Below are 18,277 nucleotides of genomic sequence, written 5' to 3' on the forward strand. Positions count from 1 at the left end.
CACAGTTCTGCGTACGCACGCGATGCCTACCACTGGTGGGGACAGGATAATCTGCGTCCGCCCGGGGATACTGGATGCATGGACGACTACCCCCTATCGCCGCGCGAGTCAGCCGCCGCCCTGGATGCGCGAGCGGAGGTCGGCGAGTTTTTGCGCACCCGGCGTGCCCGGCTGAAACCGGAGGACGTGGGGCTGCAGAGCTTCGGCCGGTTCCGACGGGTGCCGGGGCTGCGCCGCGAGGAGCTGGCGCAGCTCGCGGGCGTGTCGGTGGCCTACTACACCCGCCTGGAGCAGGGCAATGGGCGACACGTGTCTGCGGAGATCCTCGATGCCATCGCTGGCGCGCTCCGGCTGAGCGACGCCGAGCACGCCCATCTCACGCACTTGGTAAAGCCGAGCCGGAAGAGGAAGCAGGCCGAGCGCACCCCGCAGCTGCGGGGCACCTTGCGGAGCCTGCTGGACGCCATGGGCGACATCCCGGCGGTTCTGGTGGGGCGGCGTGCGGAGATCCTCGCTTGGAATCGGATGGCCGCGGCGGTCTTCGGCGACTGGGCTGAGCTTCCCGCGCAGGAGCGGAACTGGGCACGGCAGGTGTTCTTGAGACCGGAGTACCGCGAGCTGTTCGCGGACTGGGAGGACAAGGCCGAGAACGTCGTCGCTCAGCTGCGGATGGACGCCGGATCCCATCCGGACGACCCCCGGCTTGCCGCCCTGGTGGGCGAGCTCTCCGTGAAGAGCGAGGTGTTCAGGCGGCTGTGGGCGACCCACGACGTGAAGGATCGGTGCTTCGGGGTCCAGCGCCTACGACATCCGCTCGTCGGCGAGCTTGACCTCCACGTCGAGTCGTTCCACCCGGCTGGCGACCACGAAGTGTCGCTGGCGACGTACCACGCCGAGCCCGGTTCGCTATCGGCGGAGGCGCTGCGGCTGCTGGCCAGCTGGGGAGCCGACGCGACGCGAGCGGGATCCGAGATGCCGCGAGTGCGTTCAACCTCGTGACCTGCTGATCGGCGGCCTACGCTCCCGGCCAGCTACTCAGCGCGAGGTCCGCGACATCCCAATGCTAACGCGAAGGGGCTTGCACGCAAATGACACGTCGGGCTGACGCGGTGGGGGTCTTAACCCTCAATGCGGCAATCGAGGTTCCGAAGGTGGTGTTTAGGTTCCGGGCAGCGCCATGTCCTGGAGCTCGCACACACATTCAGGCGGACACGATGTGCCAATGGGAATCGGAATTTCCTTCAGGCCATGTACCACCTCAGCGACCTGGGCGATGTGGCCGCCATCCGGAGTGCGTCAGCTGCGCCACTGCACATCGGGCCCGCGTCGTCGACTCCGCCTCGGTGTTCATCCGGGGTTCCCCTTGGTCGTTAGTTTGTTTCGCTTGCTGATCGGGGACCGGCGGCGGGTGGTTGTTGCTCGTATGCGCGCCGCAGCCCGGCTCTGGCCCGGATGAGCAGTGCAGAAACGGCGTTGGGCTCTATTCCCAGGATCGGGGCGATGTCCCGGGGCTTGTCCGCCAGAACCTCCGCGTACCAGAGCACGATCCGCCACCGCTCGGGCAAGGACCGCATGGCAACGGCGATCTGCTCGTGTTCGAAAACGGAAAGGACAGTCTCCAAGCCGGGGTCATCCGTCGTGCTCAGGTCCAGTTCCTCATCCGGGGCCGGTTGTTCCCTCCCGGTCTTCTTCCAGAACGTCATCGCTACGGACCGGATCGAGGTGTTCAGGTAGGGGCCGAAGACATCCGTGGGGCCGTAGCCGTTCCTGGTGGCATTAACTGCCTTGACGAAGGCTTCATGCAGGACGTCCTCGGCCTCTTGGGCGGTGGACATCAGTCCGCGGACGAACCTCAATGCCGGCTCGCGGTGCCGTTCATACAGTAGGGCCATGGCCTCTGGGTCGCCGGCCCTGAGAGCCGCGATCAATTCCGAGTCCGGTTCTAACGCTCGATTCCCCCCGACTGCTACGGAAACTGGCGGAACATACAGTGCCCCGCTGTCGGGCACGTCGAATGGACTCCGGGTGGACGCCCTACGATTCTCCCACAATGGAGTGAATTCAGTGTTCATATCGGTACGGGGTCCGAGATTCCTGCGGGTCCGCGTATTCACCGACTACTTCTGGCATGAGTCCAGCCTTTGATCTGCTCTGAGGATTTGATGGGTTCCTTGCCCGTTCCGTAGGCCGGCAGAGAGGGCATGCCAAGGAAAGTGCTCAGCCTGCTGCCTTGCCGGTGGAAACGACCACATCGCTGGCCCCAGGTTTCGGAAGCGCTTCCGAATAGTTTGATCGGAAGCGCTTCCGATGTCAAGTCGGGACGGTTGTATGCTCGCTGTGTGACTATTCAGACGACGAGCCTTGCCGATGTCGCCCGCCACGCAGGGGTATCTCTCTCAACGGCCTCCCGGGCCCTGAACAACGCCTATGGGGTGTCCGCGGAGACCCGGGCACGCGTCATCGAATCCGCCCACGCCCTCGATTTCGTTGTCTCACCGGACGCACGGCGGCTCGCCACAGGCACCACCGGACGGGTAGCCCTGGTCGTTCCCCATCTCGAGCGCTGGTTCTTCGGCCAGATCACTGCCGGTATCGAACGCGTCCTCTCCCAGGCAGATCTTGACGTCCTCCTGTACCAGGTCGACGATGAGCAGCATCGCCGCGAGTTCCTCGCCAGGCTCCCGGCGAGGCGGAAGGTGGACGCCGTTGTTGTCGTGGCCTTCCCCCTGAGCGAAGAGGACCGGGCCAGACTCGAGAAGATCGGAGCGAAGATTGTCGCAGCCGGGGCCCGTTCGGACGCTTACCCCAGTGTGGGGATCGACGACTACGCTGCGGGCCGGTTGGCCATGAACCATCTGCTCTCCCTCGGGCACACCAGGATTGCTATGATCGCACTCCGCAACCCCGACCAGCCGGACTGGTCCACAGACCGCGACCGCGCCCAAGCCTACCGGGACGCGCTGAGCGAACACGGCCTTCCACCGGATCCGGATCTAGTCCGGGAAGTCGAACTGGTACCCGCCGACGCAGCCAGGGCCATCAAGGACATCCTCAACACTGCAGCCGAACCGCCCACCGCCATCTACACCCATGCCGACGAAGTCGCCTTTGGCGTGCTGCGCGCACTGCGCAATTGTGGACACCGGGTCCCCGAGGACATCTCCGTCGTCAGCATCGACGATCACCCCATGGCCGAACTACTCGACCTGACCACCGTCGCACAGGACGTGAGAGCACAGGGAGCCACTGCAGGCAGGCTCGTCCTCCGGGAACTCGGACTTGAACCCGCCGACCCGGGGCTGGCCACAACGGCTCCGATCAGGCTCATCCGGCGTGCAAGCACCGGCAGAGCCAGAACGACGACTGGATAAAGATAACGCCACCACTAGGACCACGGTGGCGACGGCCAAGGCCAGGAGCGGTCCTTGAGATTTCCTCGTAGCATGCAGAACACTCATGGATTGGTCGATCCCGACCCCACGGTCCGTGAGCGTCTTTCTCCCTATACGCGCCCAGCGGTGCCAAAGAGCGTGAACTCGCTGGGAGATGACTTCCGAAGCGAGCGGGCACGCAACAGCCGAAACCATCGAATTCAACTCGACCCTGCTGGTCCACGACAACGGCAACCGGCCCGAGATCGTGTTCTACCTGCCCCACGATGACATCGCAGAAACAGTCATCAACACAGCAAGGAGCGCCGGTAACCCGGAACACGCGGGGAAAGGCCTCGACGGGTTGCGCCCGGACCGGGGCGCACGCCTGCTAAGCGGTCAAGCCAGGAAAACCTGAGGCTCAGCGTTGGAAAACCCTGAGAAGACGGACACCTCACACACGGGAACCACTCCCGGGCGCGGGTCCTGGTCTTAGATGGTGGTGGTTTCCGGGTTGGCGGGCTGAGGGGTCATCCACCTCTCGTGGTTGCGGGCATGTCTGCTCCGGGCGCTGGAGTATCTGAATGCCGTGCCTCCGGCGGCAAGGCCCAGACCTTCACGCTCGAGCGCTTCTTCGATGCGCCCGATACCGCCTCTGCCCAGGCCCCTGAAGATTCTCTCCAACGCCGGGCGGGAACATTCGATTAACCACCCGACTGCTTCCACGCCGTGACGGGCTCGGGCCATCACCACTCGCCCGCGCATTCCTAGAACCGAAACAGGCCGGGACTGCAGCACCTGGACCGGCAGCGACGATGAGGACCTTTCTGCGGTGCCGGGTGTAACGCTCAAGACTCCGTCCATCAGCCGTTCCTCCCCGTTCTGTGCTTTTGACCTTCAAAACCGCGCCGCGATCGACGCTGCTGGGCAACATGAGATGCCCACACCCGTTGTCCGAGGCGCCCCGGTCCTCCGTGGTCCGCCGCGAAGCGTCGAGGGGCCCTGTCGTGTGACTGGGCCCGGTCCGGTTGTGGCGGAAACGTGCGGGGCCCTCGAAGGGGGTAATTGTCTCTGGGGCCCCGCGCGTCCGCTTCCGGGTCGGTTGCCGACGCAGAACCCGCACACGGTGCGGCGGCTACACCGCCCGTTCGGGGCCAGATTCGTTACGGGCGACCCGCCGGGCGGGCCAGGGGTCCTTCGAGCAGCACCGGTCTGGACCTTCAGGGATCCCCGGAGGGTTCGGGGATCCCCGGAGGGTTCGGGGGTGCCTTGGTTTGGGCGGGCCAGCTGGGATGTCTCATGTCCGTCGCTGGCCCACCCCTGGCCCGAGAAACAGATATCAGCCATGTATTGGGGCCTGCTGTGGGGCGGACGAAAGTCTCACGGGGGTAGGGTTTTCATCTTGATGCCCATGCGGCCCGCACGAGATAACTCGCCCGTGCAGTACCGGAACGTGACGCGGGCCCGTGGCGTTGCTCGCGGCTGGGGTGTCTGGATGCGGCGATGGATGACGTGGCCCGCCATGCCCAGACTTGACCATATTGGTTGAATCGGGTTTTTCGCGTCATGAAACGGGCTGGGCTGCCGTGTAGTGGGTATGGGCGCGGAAGCGCGGTCTCACTTTTACATTCATGGGGTAGGGCAGGCATGGGCATGTTGGACGATGATTCACCGGCGGGCGGCGGTTCGCCCGATTACGACCGGACAGTGGTAGTCACTGATGGCGGGGAAACCGAGGAGGGTTTCCTTGGCGTTCCCACGGTCCCTGAGGTGCTGTTCGGGCCGGTGGGTCCGGACCTGCCCGCGGGGGAGGAAGCAGCGGTGCTGGCCCGGGTCCGGGCGGGGGATACCGAGGCGATGGCTGTGTTGTATGGCCGGCACCGTGAACGGGGCCTGGGGTACGCGAGGCGGTTGACTTCTGGTGTGCAGGAAGCCGAAGACGTCCTGCATGAGGCGTTCGTCAAATCGGTCGTGGCGATTAGGAAGGGGTACGGCCCTACGGATGTGTTCGGCCCGTACCTGAGTACCTCGATCCGGAACACGGTCATGACGATGTGGAAAAAGGCCGGCCGTGAACGACCATCCCTGGCCGAGGACCTGGATACCTCTCGGGAGGACCCGTACCTGGAAAATGCCCTGTCCGTGACCGAACACGAACGCGTCACCGTCGCGATGCGCACCCTTCCGGAACGGTGGCGGACAGTGCTCTGGCACACCGAAGTGCTGGGCAAGAAGCCCCGGGAGATCGCCCCGGTCATGGGCATCGAACCGAACGCGGTCTCCGCCTTGCTGGTCAGGGCCAGGGCCGGTCTGCGCGCCGCGTACACCAAACTGCAGGACGAACACACCCACCCCAGGACAGGCAGAGGCCGGGGGGTCGTGAACGAATCGAACTAACCCAACCAGCCCAGCAATAGAACAAGCAAATAAGGAACACTCAAGGTGGATACGCAAACAAACCCCGGCAGGGGCGCCCGGACACTGGTCGGTGTGGACGCGGAACAACTCAACGAGCTCACCCACCGGTACGCGCTGTACCGGACCGCCATGGCTGGGCCCTGGGACCCGGTCAAGAGCCTGGCCCTCACCGGAGACGTCCTACGCGCCGTGCAGCGCCTGACCACCGCTGGCGCCCGCGGCGGCGCTGGCATAGGCGACGACGGACCCCTGCGTCAATGACAGACCCCCATGCCCTTGCCTTCCTGGGCATCATCGTGTTGTTCATCCTCAGCGCCCTCACGCTCGTCCTGCTCTTCCTCGCCATCACCGGGCTGGGAGCTCTCTGCGTCTGCGCAGTACGCGCCCTCCGGCAACGGACCAGCGCCGACCGGGAACAAACGCCACACTAACGGATCGAACCCGGCAGCCACCGGGTTTCAACCGGGTAACAGCGCAGCAGAAATGTCCGAATGGCTGAACCTGCAGTTTCGCCAGCTGAGGTCTCTAAGATTCGATGTCCACGATGTTCCCGGCGCCTACGGGCGCGATCCTTCGCTTCTCTCACCAACGTCCCGTTCGAACCAGTGCACTGGTTCCTGACGCGACCTACAGCCGGCCGTCGTACCGGAGGCCAGAGGTAGGCCTCTGGGCTGAAACCGGACATCGACCTCTGTAGTTGCTACGTGGCCAGATGATTGTTTGAACAGTCTCAGCCGCGCTGGCAGAGATACTGCCCGTTCAAGCGTACATGCAAGTCAAGGATGCTGGCCGGCAGTGGTGGGTTCATCTGGTGCTGGCCCTGTGCCGCGACGCGTGGTCACCCAGACCTCGTGGTTCATTACATGCCTGCTGGGTGGTTTTCCGTAACGGAACACTTGCTGCCAGGCGCGGACCTATTAGCCTGACCGTCCATGAATCCAGTGGATCATTCGGTCGTTTGTGGCCCCCGTCGTTGCCGCCTCCCGCCATCTCAGGCGGTCATTCCCTCGATCATGACCGCGGAGGGGAGCCCAGTCCGGCCCGCGCGGATCTCTTCGTGGCTGGGGGAGCCCGCGGTATGCGTGGGCCGCGTCACTGACCGGCTCAGGCCGCCATTCTTCCAAATCGGCCTTAGTGATTATTTGCTGTGATACCGATTCCACCATGCCGCTCAACCCTGAACCCCGGATTATCTCATCTGTTCTCCGCCCCTAGTAGTGTGGGCTGTTGGCGAGAACGCTGAGGAGTCCTGTTGGTTCTGAGGGGAGACGTTCGTAGGTGATTTCTGCCGGGTCCCAGGGAAAGTAGCTGATGCGTGTCAGCGCGGCGTGGCAGGAGATCATCCTGGCGTAGTTGCCGTTGGTGCGTGGCATCAGGACGGTGATGGTGTTGCGTTGGTAGGCCAGTGTCGCGCCGGTGTTGTCGAAGGCTTCCTGGCAACACTGTCCAAGTTCGGCCAGGATCGTCCACCTCAGCGTCGCTCCTTGCGGCAGCGGGGCGAGGTTGATCCGTCCGATCACGAACGCATCGGGGTTGAAGCCGGGGCTGGTGTACAGATCGTGCAGAACCCGGCGGAGGTGCTCGTACGTGGGCAGACCCGTGAGCGGGTCGGTGCAGGAGATTGGTTGGACTGCTTCGGTGGCAGCGACCCAGCCTTCGGTGAGGCGTTGCTGGGCGTTCGTGTCCGCGGGTATGCCGGCCGCGACGAAGAAGGCCTGCAGGTCCTCGATGGTTTCGGTGATGCCGATGCCTTGGAGTGCCCGGGAAAGGCCGAGATCCCGGGCTGCCTCACCCAAAGGCAGGCCGTGGGTGTAGGCGGTTGCTAGGTGGATGGTTTCCGGTACCGCCCAGTCATCCTCGAACCGCCAACTTTTTCGGAGGCTGACCTTTTTCCACCCGGTCAGCAGCACACCAGTGTGTAGTGGGCGGGGACGGCGCAGCAGCTTTGTCATGACTTTCATACCCCTTAACACGCCAGCCCCGGGGTTTTCATGACGGGCACCCATCCCCCGATCACGGTAGACGCCTCAAAGAGGCACCGCGCGATGTTTTCCAGCGGAATGACCGGCCATAGCGGCTTGGACATTTGGGCAAGCGCGGACGGGGATCCTGCCAACGGAGTCAGGAGCACGGCACTCGTTCGGATGCTGGGGCCGGGTTGCCATAGTTTGCACGCCAGACGGGACCGGCCCCAGCACCCTGAACAACACCCGCGAAAGGGTGGGTGACTGCTGCCCGAAGTATCCACACAAGCGGGCAGCAATCATCCCTTAAAACACAGCAAACACGAAATCATGACAGCAAGGGACTGAATCCATGCTTTCCAAGTAGCGCCCGCCTGAGTACCGCTGGCATATCCGTGCAACGTCCCGGTGCCCGGAGACCTCGACAGCAAGCGCGAGGCCGTGCTGAGGAAATTGGCGGGTCGATCGCCCCCTATTCCGCGATGCGGTTCTTCCGGCCCGGCCCCGCCCAGCCCTTTTGGCATAGGCCTGGCGGATCTGCGAGCGGCTGTCGTGGGCTGCAGGGCTAACCGAGCAGGTAGGGCAATCCGTGGCATGGCGCTTGACCCTGAAGCGCCTACCAACGTGACGCTGCGAGCCTCCGATCATACTTGACACCCATGGACAGCCATAGGAGTACCGGGTATTAAGGAACTGGAACACTTCCGACGGTGAGTGTGGTTAGCTTCATTCGTGTGGTGGGAACAGCCTGTCAGTTCCGCTGTTGCCCGTAACGATCCGGTCAGATCGTAGGCAGCAAGTATTTCCATGATTTCTCTGTCAGCAAACCAGGACAATCGGTCCGCCGTGGGCAGAGGAAATTCGGGCCGCTGCCACTGACTGCTCTTCTGGCTCCATAGCTTGCCGCGGGAGAATTGGGATGTGTCCCGGTCAACCCCGATAAAGTCTGTGGTGTATCCAGCCCGCACGTCAGCATAGTGTCGGAGGAGCCCTTCCCACGGGGATCGTGGAGTGTTGCCTGAGCGCGCGCGTAAGAGATTTCTGAATCATTTTTCCTCCCCGGGATGCGATTAAATTCAACAGAAACCCCGAAAGTAGGTAGATCGGCGATGGACATCCTGCATGAGCGCCAGAATCGACATCTCCAAACGTGACGCGAAAGTATGCGTCCGACTGCCCGGCCGCAGAACCGGGCAGTATTCGTCAACGGTGACAACCTAGTCATCCATGACGAACTCAATCGTTCAGCTGCGCGATCACTTGCTCGAGCAGCAGGTCACCCTGGTCGTCATGAGGCAACCGGCGACTACTGGGAGGGCTTTTACTACCTGCTGGAGGACAGGTTGAACGTTGAGCTCGTCAACGCCAGGCAGGACAAGAACATGCCTGGCCGAAAAACGGACGTTTCCGATGCGGCATGGCTTGCCCAGCTCGGCGCGTACGGTCTGGTGCGGGGATCATTCGTCCCTTCTGAACCGATCCGGCAACTACGGGATCTCACCCGAACCCGCAGCGTCCTGATCCTGGCACGCGCACATGAGGTCCAACGAGTGGAGAAGGAACTCGAAGACGCAGGCGTCAAGCTTTCATCTGTTGCCTTGGACCTGCTCGGCATCTCCTCACGGTCGATGCTCGAAGCGCTGATCAGCAGTGAGCGCGACCCAGGCGTGCTTGCGGACATGGCCAGGCAAAGAATGCGCACCAAGATCCCAGAAACTCACGAGGCCCTCACCGGCCACTACGGCTTTCTGATCCGCCCGCAACGGCGGAAAAACCGTTCAGGCAAGTGTGGCATGAGGCGGCGACAAGATAGAGAACCTTTGGAAAACTCTACTCAAAGGAGCATTTGAGTATTTACTCATTCAAGATGATTGGGACTAAAAACACGGGCCCAGGCAATGCTCCTGGCCCTGGCATGGTTTTGACGAGTTTGGCCAGAGCCACAGCAACAGGTGGTTTCAGGATTGAGGGTATGTCCTCGCCCATTGGGAATCCCCCTCGACGTGCCAGGTGGCCGCTGCCGTGGCGTGCCGCTACTTCCGGAGTCTACGTCGCTGACCGCAGTTGCGGGTCCCGGACGAGGTGACGAAAGTGTTCATCGATGATGCTAACCCCCGCTACTATCGAGATTTTGATTGCTCCGCTATGCTCCTGAAACGCATTTGTTAGCGCTAACGAAGTTTACGTGATGGTTGACGCCCGGGGGATGCGCTCACCTCATATGAGAGCAAGGGCGGCACTCATGGGAACAGCACCAGAAGAAGCCATGGAAGACCAGGCTCCGACCTCGGACATTGGCGTGGACCGGAAAACGGTCCCGGTCCCGTGGTTTACCGGCGGGCTGGAACGTCTCGCATCAGCGTTGGAGGCCCTGCCGTTGATGTCGCGGACCGTACTCTGGCGCTGTGGGGTTCTGGGTGAGGATCCCCGGGCCGTGGGGGCAAGCCTTGGCTTGGGGCCAGACGAGATCACTGCCTTGCTGGACCGCGCCACAGACGGCCTGCGCTTGACGTACCTGGACCAAGCAGCCGAGGACCCGCCCCTGGTCGGTGATGAGACCGTTGCCGGTAGGGTCGTGTGAGTTTCACGTCAGGGCGTTGTTGATCCGTGCCACAAAGAGAAGGCTTGGCATCAGGCACGGACGGGCACGGGATGATTGGACGGGCAGGCCCTGAGGCCGACACTCAGCACATGGTCAACCCCCAAGGCGCCGTAGAACAGCCTGGCGGCGAGGCTTCAAGGGCCTACCCGTCCACCCGGCCGCTCGAAATGGGCAAACACTCCGGCCGGGAATGTGCGGCAAGACCATGGTGGAATGTGAACGCCCGGGCAGTTCCCGACCACGCTTCCTTGGCGGGCGAGACTGGAGTTGACTCTACGTTGTCTCGCCCTCCATCGTCAGGATTCCTTGGGGAAACGGATATCAATGTCCAGAGTAAGCGCACATATTTCCATCATCAACGAACCGCTTCCGATCCAAAAAAGATGATGATGCGATCCCCTGCACATTGGACTTGGACATGAGCCACTCAAGTCGAAGGCTGGCCGTGCTATTTGACCCGCGCTGCCCATCCCGCCCCTCTCCAATGACAATTGGCATGTCACGAATCGGGCTGTGGTGGGTTGGAGACGTATACGCAGTGCTCGGGTGGGGAAACAGGCGCCCGGACACCAGTCCGCGCAGCTGACAACCAGCCAAAGCCTCCACCCCGGAATCGCACGAAATCCGCCTCGAAGACGTGCAGGTCAAGGGGCGTGTCTGCCCACTGAAGCCCAACAACAGCGCTACGTCAATCAAAGTATCAATCGACAGGGAGAACACACCTCAATGGTGCTAGAGCAAATCATCCAGTACGCCAACGAATCAGAAATGCAGCAGCGGGAGGCCGAACGCGGTGTGGCGCTCGGAGCATCCATCATTCTGGACTTGAAGCAGGAAGCAGACAGCAAACGGCATGACGCTCCATGAAGATCGTGACGGATCGCGAACGGATAGGGCCCGATGGACGCATTCGGCCCTATCTAAAACTCCGCATCAACCCAGCGTTGGCGACGTCTGAACGCAGCGGTGTCGTGAGCGGGATGCAGATCATTTTGTCCGGGTTAGTTCTCCCTCACTTCGGAAAAGCAGATCGGCCGCAAAGACTCAGAAGAGAACCACGATTCCTCGTTTGGCTTGGTCGGATCTAGGTCAATGACTCATGTCCGGTCGGCACACTCCAAGGTGACGGTGGGCGTCGAGCAGTTCGAAATACGGTGGCGCCCAATGGACGCAGTTCTACCGAGGCGGCTCGGCTTGGGTGAGTAGAAGGGAATGGTCGCGGTGACGAACGCGGTCTGATTCTGCAGGGTCAACCAATTCCTTGACGGCACGAAGCATCGCTGCCAGCCACGACTCGATATTGCCGTCAGAGGCAGCACCGACGTAGGTACCCAGGCCGGGAAGGTTGAAGATCGCGACAGGCCCCCGTTCGGTCGAACCCGCGGGCCCCGCGTAGAGTGTCAATTTGGCTTGGTTAAGGCCCGAGACGGAAAGGCAGAGCTCGGTTCTTTCGGTCAGAGAGGACTCCCACACCGCGATGGCAGCAGGGTCATACGTCTTGATTGTCATGGGTTCTCGTTCTGATGTTTGTCTGGGCGGCCCTCGTATCACCTCCTAAAACAAAGATCGTGACGCCGCTCGAGGTGGTGACGGGCACCGTCACGGCCGGGCTCCTCCTATCAGGCGCCATCACGCCAGCCTTTGGCGCTGACGGACAGCGGACGCCCATGTTTCTCTTTCTGTACGGACCTGCGGCCCCAGTGGATTCGATAGGCCCGGTACTAGGGCGTGAGTATCGTGTGTGGGCTGATTCCGCTCCTGCTGAATCCCACCCCCAGGAAATAGTGACGGACTTTAGGCGCGAAACGAGAGGCCTGCGCCCCTGACCCATCGCGTGTTGGTGCCAGGTTCGCTCAGGTTTTGCTCAGGGCTGGTGAAACTTCAAGATTCCGCGTCATGAAAGGGGACTTGGTTTCCGTGTAAAGAATAGACGTGAGGGCGCTGTCTCATTTTTTGTAGCACTCGTTTCACGCGTGCCATCGCCAAGATAAGCCTGACTGTGAAGACGCCGGATTCCCCACGAGAGGGGTTCTCGCAGCTACTACTACTCCCGTTAGCTCCGGGCTTATCGCCTTGGCAAATCGAAGACGTTGAAGAGCAGTTTTCGTTCGAGTTCAGTCCTGATCATGCGCGGTTTCTGGGTTTCGCGATGCCTATTGGTCCCGGCTGGATTTCGCCTGCTGATCGTCATCTGAAGCTGAAAGTTTGGGCCCCGGTCTGACGTGGGAAAACGTAGAAAGGTAGCTTGGGACGAGTTATCTCACCTACTTCTACTCGTCCTACTTACCTGGCATGCGCGGGTATTCATGAGCCGGGAGTGGCCCCTCGTTCTGAACCTTTCGTCTCCTCTCCGGATGGGCTAAATCGTGCGGATGGTGGACGCGGTGAACAAGCGCCGCTTCAAGTACTGTCAGAGCATGGAACCAATCCGACGCTTTCCCGCTGATGCCTACGTTGCCGCACTCGAGTCTTGGGCATTTCTGGACCTAGCTGGGAAACAGCCGTTGTTCACATCACCCTTTGGGGGTGTTTTCTTTCAAAGCGCCGATGGGTTCTGGTTTCTTGACGTAGTTGGCGGCGAGTTGAATCATGGCTGGTCCACAGAGCAGGAATTCTCGGAGTCCTTGAATACTCGGGCTGGCCAGGATCAGTACCTCATGATCGGACTGGCGAAAGCTGCTGACGAAGCGGGGTTGAAGCCAGGTGCCTCCGAGGTTTACGGGTTCGAAATCCCGCCGGTTCTCGGCGGTGCGACCGAACTGAGCAACGTTGAAGTGAGCGACTTTGTCGTTGCCCTCAACATCACGGGTCAAATTCACAGCCAGGTTCGAGACCTTCCACCGGGAACACCGATTAGCGGCATTTCACTGACTTAAAGGCCGATCTCCGCTCGGGCGGCAATGTATTGCGCGTAGGCGGCGGCTGAGTCTGTGAGGTGGCCTTCGATGGTTGTGGGGGAGTAGCCGAGGGTTTCGGCGATGATGGCCACTGGTGCGAGTTTGGTGAGTTCGTGGAGTGTTCCCAGGCGTGCGGCGCGGGTGCTGAAGAGTTTGCTGAGGCGGGTTGTGAGGTGCCCTGGGTTGATGTGGCGTCCGGGTGATGCTCCGCGGAATACCCACTTGGTGTTGGGGTGCGCGGCAGTCGGTTCGTGGCCCGGGTTTGCGACGAGCTCCCGCCATTGCTGCGCAAGGGGATCTGGCAGTGCGATCTGGAAAGTCCCCAGTTGAATGGTGACCAGTTCGTCGGTGACGCTGACGTCTTCCCAGGTTAGGCGTGCGATGTTCTCTGCCTGTTGTCCGAAGACGAGGATCAGGATAGCCGCGGCGCGGTCGCGGGTGTCCAGTTCATCGGTGTGGATGACTTTTTGGAGTGCTTGGTCTTGTCCGGGCTTTGGGAGTCGTGGGCTGGTGCCGCGGCGGTGCGGAATGATGGTGAGCCCAGCTGGGACGGCTTTGGTTTTGATAGCCCATTTGAGGAAGCGCTCAGCGATGCGCCTGGTCGTGGGTCCTTCGGCTTGCCAGACGTCAAGGTGGGACTGCTGCAGTTCCGGCAGCGTGACGCGATGACTGGTAAGCCAGTTCAGGAAGTCGATGGCGACGGTGACTTTCTGCTTGGCACGAAGAAAAGTGCCGCGCGTAACTTCGTCCATGAGGTTCATGCGACGTTGGTGATGCCAGCGGATGTAGCGGCGGATCACGTCAGGTTCTGTGGGTCGCTGACGCGGTTCATGGCTTGGGCGGCCCAGCTGTCGTAGCGCGTCAGGAAAGCATTTCGTTGGGGGAGCACCCTGTGTTCGATCAGAAGCCCTCGGACGTATTCACGGGTGCGTGAGTCGGGGAGTTCATCGAAGGTGTCATGGCTAATTGTGGGTGCGGTCGCGAGGTTTCGGAGGAAGTCCGTGACGTGCTTTTGCCGGATCCAGGTCATGCCGCTGTTGGCCCGTTTCATCGACTTCAAGGCCGCTGCCAGCGGGATCGTCCGCGGCCATGATTCCCGTGGCCGGGTTGGTTAGCAGGTTGTCTACGATGTCGCCCAGGACGCAGGTCCAGCACCGTGCACCGGTATAGAGTTCGTCTTCGGCGCCGCAGCTCCGGCAGTCGATATTGAGGCGGACGCCTGAGCAGTTACGGCATGCCGGCTGCTCGTCGATGATTCCGGGCAGGACGCCTTCGTGGCCGCATTCGCAGACTCCTCGGGTGCGTTTTGCCTGCTGGTAGCAGTAGCCGCAGACTCCGCCGTCGGGCCAGCGCGCGACGGTTTGGTGGTGCTGGCCGCAGCGGCCGCAGGGGACCGGCCAGCGGGTGGGGGTCCTCTGCTTTGCGTGGCCTACTCACGGTCTTCGGGAGCGACGAGCCGGACGCGTCGTGCGATCGGGTTGCCTGGTTGGATGCCGAGGTCTTCGCTGCGCTTGGGGGCGTTCGCTGTCGCTGCGGCGCGCATGTCAACGAAAGGCTCAAACAAGTCGTTTGGTGTGCAGTTCAGGATGTCGCAGAGCGCGGCGAATGTCCTGGCTGGAATGCGCTCCGGCGTGGAGGTGACCAGCCTGTAGACCTGGCTTTCGGAGAGGTTGATGCCACGGGATTTCAGGAGCGGCATCAGTTCGGTGGTTTTCCAGAGGTTCTGCTTGGCCATCAGGGCTCGCAGGTTCCAGCGGTAGCCGATCCGGCGCTGTTCAGGCATCTGGGTCCTCCAAGTTCGGGATGCGGCGTGCAATCATCTGCTGCACGGTTTTCTGCTTGAAGTCCGACGATACCGAGGTGTAGAGCCCGGTCGTCGAGGCGTATGAGTGGCCGACCTGCGTCTGCACGAATGCCGCGTCGTAACCGGCTTCGATCAGGTGGGTCACGTAGGAATGCCTGAGGCAATGCAGCCCCAGCTCCTTGGGCAGGCCAACCGCATCCCGGGCAGCAGCGAAGGCATCGCCGAAAGAGCCCAGGGACATTCGGGCGCCACGCCCACTCGGCCACAGCGCCGAGGACCGTTCAGCGGTCGGGAACTGTTGCCGCATGCCGCCGATTGTCCAGGTCTTGAGCTGCTCAACGACCCAGTCGAACTCCGGCACGGTCAACACTGTGCGTCTTCTGGGTCCTGAGCCTGCCGTGCCTTTAGCGAATCGCACCTGGACTGCTCCGAACCGGCCGTAGTCGCTGACATGCGGGTTCGGACCGAAATCTTCCAGATCCAGCATGGTCATTTCGCGTCGGCGAAGCCCGTAGGCGTAGCAGACCTTGAACGCCACCGAGTCCCGGAACAGGGGTAGCCAGCGTTTGCTGCCGACGGCGTATTCATGGTCGACGAGGTAGTCGAAAAGCCGTTGCAGTTCCGCCTTGGTGAAGGACCGTTTCTTCGCCGGGACGGCATCATCGGTGGTGTGCCGTGGCGTGTTCCACTGGAAGCAGATCTGGCTTGGAATATCACCGAAAGTGCGTTCGCAGAACTCGCCCCACCCATAGCCAGGATGCGTCAGATAAGAGCAGAACATAGCCACGGCGTTGCTGTACGAGCGCAGCGTCTTCAGGCGGATCGGCTTGTCGCCCGAGCGCAGATATCCTAGGAAATCATCGATGTCGGCGGGGCGCCATTGCCACGGAAATTCATCCGTGAACCGCTGAAACCGTTCCAGCAGCTGGCAGCGCTGCTTGATGGTTTCTGTCGCGAGGCCGCGTGCCAGCATCTGCGCCCGCCAGCCGTCGAGCATGGCCGTGAAAACCCGCTCATCAGCCCGGAACAGCCCGATGTCCGGATCGACCAGCATCCGCGGGACGAAACCAGGAACAGCACCACTCACAACGAACCCCTAAACCATGGAAACATGCATTAGATGCAGGAAACCTACAGCCACAAGCGATCGGAGGGCAAACTCGCATTAGCGCCCAAGACTAGCTGGCTATGGGTCTTGTCAACCTCGCGTTTGGGCACATTGATGCATGCCCTGTGTCGGAGGGTGTTTCGGGGGGGGTGTATGGGAGCGGTTTGGGTGGCTGGGCCGGCGTTGTTTCCGGTCCGCGTCCACGCTGACTTATGCGACCTCGAGGCGTTGGGGCCCCGGGTCATCTGGCGTCGTTCGGGCTGTGGAGTCGGGGCGAAGGACCGGGCACCATGCTAGTCCCGGCGTAACGTGTAGGTGTCCGCCATAGCGAGGTCGGTGTCTGGTCCGGTCCTTCGTCGGTTCCAGCGTCTCACCGCTGTTCTGTGTTGTGAAGGACGGGTGGTAAACCCCTTTCGATTCGTTGACCTCGGGTCTTGCAGGGGCCGCGCAGAAATGATCTGTGACCGGCTCTTCACGGTCAACGTCGTTCGTCCTCGCTGCGCTCCGGGCGCTCCACGTTGACCGTTTGCCGAGCCGACCGACAGAATTCGCCGGTACCCCCTTTGGAAAGGCCGCGGTGCAGGGTGGTCACGCCCAGCGGGAGGGGTCGTAGGCTGCGTGGTCCCGGACCATGGCGTAGGCGATCTTGTTGGCCCGGTGGGCCATCGCGCAGGCAATGATTCCGCCCTGTTTGCCCCGTTCCTTCAGGCTGGCGGCGTACGCCCGGCTGGGGTTGTCGGCCAGCCATAACCCGATACCAAGGTCGATCAGGGCCCGACGCAGGGCCACGCTGCCTTCCCTGCTGATCGTGCCGTCGCGCCGTTTGCCGGCCGATTCGTACTGGGCCGGAGATAAACCAGAGGCCCGGTAATCTGGGACGGGCCAGGCCAACGGGCAGGGTCTCCCAAAGCTCCTCCGTAGTTCCCGGCCCGGACCAAACCCCACCCAGGTGTTGTCGTCAGGGTCGCGAACGGACTCAGCGGCAATAACCTGGCGAACTGGGCCTCGGCCGCGGTGATTTGTGAGCTGAGTTCTTCCAACAGCAGCAGATCAGCAGCAAGAACCTCCCGTGCCACCGCAGCGTCGGTCGTCTTTAGTGCGTCGTTGGCGGCTTGGACCAGCCGCTCAGCCAGAGGGCGGCGCACTTGCAGGCCCCGGTTGGCGGCGAACCGCACGAAGCGGCCAGCACCCAGCGCCGCGAGCCGCTTCGGGTCAGCAAATTCGGCCGCGATGAGCCTTCCCACCTTGGTTCCGAGCACATCCGGCAGAGCCAGCGTCAGCCCTGGGAAGGCCCGGTCCAACTGGCCCAGCAACTGATTCTTTGTCGCCGTCCGGGTCAGCACCCGGCGGGTCCTGTGGGCCGCCCATGCACCAAGTTCACCGATCACGGTCGCATAAGGGATGACAGGTATGCCACGGCCTGCCAGCACCAATTCGGTGATCGCTTCCAGGTCCAGGGCATCAGTTTTGATTCTTCGGCGTCCCTGTACCCGTCTCTGCTCTGCCACGTGCGCGGGGTTGAGCTCGAGCACCTGCCATCCTGCAGGCCATACGGACCCAGACAGCAGCGGTCGATGGTAATGCCCTGCGGCTTCGATCCCGACTCTCACCGGCACATTGGACCCGGCCAGCCGAGAGCGGATAAGCGCCAGCACTGCTTCCACACCGGGACCGGTCATCTGGAAATCCACCGGGCCCAACAAACGGTGCCGACCCGCATCGGTGACCGACAAAGCCACCGCGGTCTTACCGACATCAACAGCGACCACAACAGGCACGCCACCAGGCAGAACAGACTGAACACTCACACCAACCACCTCCGAAACCAGAAGGAAGCAACGGAAGAACCGCGGCCCCCTGAAAGGAACCTGATACACCCGTCCTGACATCTCCGGAGGCGTTTGGGAAGGCTAACTCAACTCATATCAGCGAGCCCAGCCAAATGCGTCCCGACCTGCGGAAACGTCGGATTCGTTGACGGACGGGAGTTCTCGCAGCTACTTCTACTCCCGTTGTTTGACTGGCAGCGGGACGTGTTGACGTGGGACGAGTTAGGGCCTTGGCATTTCGCGCGTCTGCTGGTGCGATCGCATCTACACTTCGGTTATGGAAT

The 18,277-nt window shown here is 62.0% G+C and carries 18 protein-coding genes and 3 pseudogenes; 10 read left to right on the forward strand and 11 right to left on the reverse strand.

Going from position 1 to position 18,277, the window contains the following annotated elements; translation table 11 throughout:
- Positions 1 to 78: 78 nt before the first annotated feature.
- Positions 79 to 999 carry a helix-turn-helix transcriptional regulator gene (locus tag J2Y41_RS19245; RefSeq protein WP_309930877.1) on the forward strand — a complete coding sequence of 307 codons (921 nt, stop codon included), beginning with the start codon at positions 79 to 81 and terminating at the stop codon, positions 997 to 999.
- Positions 1,000 to 1,370: 371 nt separating this feature from the next.
- Here J2Y41_RS19245 and J2Y41_RS19250 read toward each other — a convergent pair whose 3' ends face one another.
- The gene (locus J2Y41_RS19250; RefSeq protein ID WP_309930880.1) at positions 1,371 to 1,892 is read right to left on the reverse strand and encodes a sigma-70 family RNA polymerase sigma factor; all 522 of its coding nucleotides are present in this window, start codon (positions 1,890 to 1,892) and stop codon (positions 1,371 to 1,373) included.
- 447 nt (positions 1,893 to 2,339) lie between these two features.
- Here J2Y41_RS19250 and J2Y41_RS19255 point away from each other — a divergent pair, with 447 nt between their 5' ends.
- On the forward strand, positions 2,340 to 3,371 hold the full coding sequence (locus tag J2Y41_RS19255; RefSeq protein WP_309930882.1) for a LacI family DNA-binding transcriptional regulator: 1,032 nt from the start codon (positions 2,340 to 2,342) through the stop codon (positions 3,369 to 3,371).
- Between the two features lie 175 nt (positions 3,372 to 3,546).
- Complete coding sequence (locus J2Y41_RS19260) at positions 3,547 to 3,789, forward strand: hypothetical protein (RefSeq protein ID WP_309930884.1); 243 nt, start codon at positions 3,547 to 3,549, stop codon at positions 3,787 to 3,789.
- A 74-nt stretch (positions 3,790 to 3,863) separates the two neighbouring features.
- Here J2Y41_RS19260 and J2Y41_RS19265 read toward each other — a convergent pair whose 3' ends face one another.
- Positions 3,864 to 4,235 (reverse strand): hypothetical protein, encoded by a 372-nt coding sequence (locus J2Y41_RS19265; protein WP_309930887.1) that lies wholly within the window; start codon positions 4,233 to 4,235, stop codon positions 3,864 to 3,866.
- Between the two features lie 789 nt (positions 4,236 to 5,024).
- Here J2Y41_RS19265 and J2Y41_RS19270 point away from each other — a divergent pair.
- Genes J2Y41_RS19270 through J2Y41_RS19280 form a run of 3 tightly spaced genes read left to right on the forward strand, consistent with a single transcriptional unit; the run spans position 5,025 to position 6,220 of the window.
- Complete coding sequence (locus tag J2Y41_RS19270) at positions 5,025 to 5,768, forward strand: sigma-70 family RNA polymerase sigma factor (protein ID WP_309930890.1); 744 nt, start codon at positions 5,025 to 5,027, stop codon at positions 5,766 to 5,768.
- A 45-nt stretch (positions 5,769 to 5,813) separates the two neighbouring features.
- Positions 5,814 to 6,050: a hypothetical protein gene (locus J2Y41_RS19275; RefSeq protein ID WP_309930892.1), complete on the forward strand. Its 237-nt coding sequence runs from the start codon at positions 5,814 to 5,816 to the stop codon at positions 6,048 to 6,050.
- A complete protein-coding gene (locus tag J2Y41_RS19280; RefSeq protein WP_309930894.1) occupies positions 6,047 to 6,220 on the forward strand; it encodes a hypothetical protein in 174 nt (57 codons plus the stop codon). Before J2Y41_RS19275 ends, J2Y41_RS19280 begins: the two co-directional genes overlap by 4 nt.
- A gap of 780 nt (positions 6,221 to 7,000) precedes the next feature.
- Here J2Y41_RS19280 and J2Y41_RS19285 read toward each other — a convergent pair.
- Positions 7,001 to 7,741 carry a hypothetical protein gene (locus J2Y41_RS19285; RefSeq protein WP_309930896.1) on the reverse strand — a complete coding sequence of 247 codons (741 nt, stop codon included), beginning with the start codon at positions 7,739 to 7,741 and terminating at the stop codon, positions 7,001 to 7,003.
- A 1,134-nt stretch (positions 7,742 to 8,875) separates the two neighbouring features.
- Between J2Y41_RS19285 and J2Y41_RS19290 the strand changes: the two are divergent.
- From J2Y41_RS19290 to J2Y41_RS19300, 3 genes and pseudogenes are all read left to right on the forward strand, one after another.
- A pseudogene (locus J2Y41_RS19290) lies at positions 8,876 to 9,495 on the forward strand (transposase); the annotation flags it as partial.
- A gap of 500 nt (positions 9,496 to 9,995) precedes the next feature.
- Positions 9,996 to 10,334 (forward strand): hypothetical protein, encoded by a 339-nt coding sequence (locus J2Y41_RS19295; protein WP_309930899.1) that lies wholly within the window; start codon positions 9,996 to 9,998, stop codon positions 10,332 to 10,334.
- Positions 10,335 to 11,081: 747 nt separating this feature from the next.
- Positions 11,082 to 11,222 (forward strand): hypothetical protein, encoded by a 141-nt coding sequence (locus J2Y41_RS19300; protein ID WP_309930901.1) that lies wholly within the window; start codon positions 11,082 to 11,084, stop codon positions 11,220 to 11,222.
- Between the two features lie 309 nt (positions 11,223 to 11,531).
- Here the strand turns inward: J2Y41_RS19300 and J2Y41_RS19305 are convergent, their stop codons facing one another.
- A complete protein-coding gene (locus J2Y41_RS19305) occupies positions 11,532 to 11,864 on the reverse strand; it encodes a hypothetical protein (RefSeq protein WP_309930904.1) in 333 nt (110 codons plus the stop codon).
- An 875-nt stretch (positions 11,865 to 12,739) separates the two neighbouring features.
- On the opposite strand from J2Y41_RS19305, the gene J2Y41_RS19310 reads away from it, so the two are divergent.
- On the forward strand, positions 12,740 to 13,231 hold the full coding sequence (locus J2Y41_RS19310) for a T6SS immunity protein Tdi1 domain-containing protein (RefSeq protein WP_309930906.1): 492 nt from the start codon (positions 12,740 to 12,742) through the stop codon (positions 13,229 to 13,231).
- Here J2Y41_RS19310 and J2Y41_RS19315 read toward each other — a convergent pair.
- From J2Y41_RS19315 to J2Y41_RS23170, 7 genes and pseudogenes are all read right to left on the reverse strand, one after another.
- A complete protein-coding gene (locus J2Y41_RS19315; protein WP_309930909.1) occupies positions 13,228 to 14,013 on the reverse strand; it encodes a hypothetical protein in 786 nt (261 codons plus the stop codon). The genes J2Y41_RS19310 and J2Y41_RS19315 overlap by 4 nt on opposite strands.
- Positions 14,014 to 14,048: 35 nt before the next feature.
- Positions 14,049 to 14,312: a hypothetical protein gene (locus J2Y41_RS19320; protein ID WP_309930910.1), complete on the reverse strand. Its 264-nt coding sequence runs from the start codon at positions 14,310 to 14,312 to the stop codon at positions 14,049 to 14,051.
- A 369-nt stretch (positions 14,313 to 14,681) separates the two neighbouring features.
- A complete protein-coding gene (locus tag J2Y41_RS19325) occupies positions 14,682 to 15,035 on the reverse strand; it encodes a helix-turn-helix transcriptional regulator (RefSeq protein ID WP_309930912.1) in 354 nt (117 codons plus the stop codon).
- On the reverse strand, positions 15,028 to 16,110 hold the full coding sequence (locus J2Y41_RS19330; protein ID WP_309930914.1) for a tyrosine-type recombinase/integrase: 1,083 nt from the start codon (positions 16,108 to 16,110) through the stop codon (positions 15,028 to 15,030). The genes J2Y41_RS19325 and J2Y41_RS19330 overlap by 8 nt, the downstream gene beginning before the upstream one ends.
- A 642-nt stretch (positions 16,111 to 16,752) precedes the next feature.
- Positions 16,753 to 16,953: a hypothetical protein gene (locus J2Y41_RS19335; RefSeq protein ID WP_309930916.1), complete on the reverse strand. Its 201-nt coding sequence runs from the start codon at positions 16,951 to 16,953 to the stop codon at positions 16,753 to 16,755.
- 15 nt (positions 16,954 to 16,968) lie between these two features.
- Positions 16,969 to 17,109, reverse strand: a pseudogene (locus J2Y41_RS23165) (hypothetical protein); the annotation flags it as partial.
- 350 nt (positions 17,110 to 17,459) lie between these two features.
- Positions 17,460 to 18,053 (reverse strand): annotated as a pseudogene (locus tag J2Y41_RS23170) (transposase); the annotation flags it as partial.
- Between the last annotated feature and the right edge of the window lie 224 nt (positions 18,054 to 18,277).

The sequence above is a fragment of the Arthrobacter sp. 1088 genome (genome assembly GCF_031455315.1).
Lineage (GTDB): Bacteria > Actinomycetota > Actinomycetes > Actinomycetales > Micrococcaceae > Arthrobacter.

Coding starts and splice junctions, on each gene's coding strand:
- J2Y41_RS19245 (WP_309930877.1), top strand. CDS start 79: ATGGACGACTACCCCCTATCGCCGCGCGAGTCAGCCGCCGCCCTGGAT.
- J2Y41_RS19250 (WP_309930880.1), bottom strand. CDS start 1,892: ATGGCCCTACTGTATGAACGGCACCGCGAGCCGGCATTGAGGTTCGTC.
- J2Y41_RS19260 (WP_309930884.1), top strand. CDS start 3,547: ATGACTTCCGAAGCGAGCGGGCACGCAACAGCCGAAACCATCGAATTC.
- J2Y41_RS19265 (WP_309930887.1), bottom strand. CDS start 4,235: ATGGACGGAGTCTTGAGCGTTACACCCGGCACCGCAGAAAGGTCCTCA.
- J2Y41_RS19270 (WP_309930890.1), top strand. CDS start 5,025: ATGTTGGACGATGATTCACCGGCGGGCGGCGGTTCGCCCGATTACGAC.
- J2Y41_RS19280 (WP_309930894.1), top strand. CDS start 6,047: ATGACAGACCCCCATGCCCTTGCCTTCCTGGGCATCATCGTGTTGTTC.
- J2Y41_RS19285 (WP_309930896.1), bottom strand. CDS start 7,741: ATGACAAAGCTGCTGCGCCGTCCCCGCCCACTACACACTGGTGTGCTG.
- J2Y41_RS19295 (WP_309930899.1), top strand. CDS start 9,996: ATGGGAACAGCACCAGAAGAAGCCATGGAAGACCAGGCTCCGACCTCG.
- J2Y41_RS19300 (WP_309930901.1), top strand. CDS start 11,082: ATGGTGCTAGAGCAAATCATCCAGTACGCCAACGAATCAGAAATGCAG.
- J2Y41_RS19305 (WP_309930904.1), bottom strand. CDS start 11,864: ATGACAATCAAGACGTATGACCCTGCTGCCATCGCGGTGTGGGAGTCC.
- J2Y41_RS19315 (WP_309930909.1), bottom strand. CDS start 14,013: ATGAACCTCATGGACGAAGTTACGCGCGGCACTTTTCTTCGTGCCAAG.
- J2Y41_RS19325 (WP_309930912.1), bottom strand. CDS start 15,035: ATGCCTGAACAGCGCCGGATCGGCTACCGCTGGAACCTGCGAGCCCTG.
- J2Y41_RS19330 (WP_309930914.1), bottom strand. CDS start 16,110: ATGCTGGTCGATCCGGACATCGGGCTGTTCCGGGCTGATGAGCGGGTT.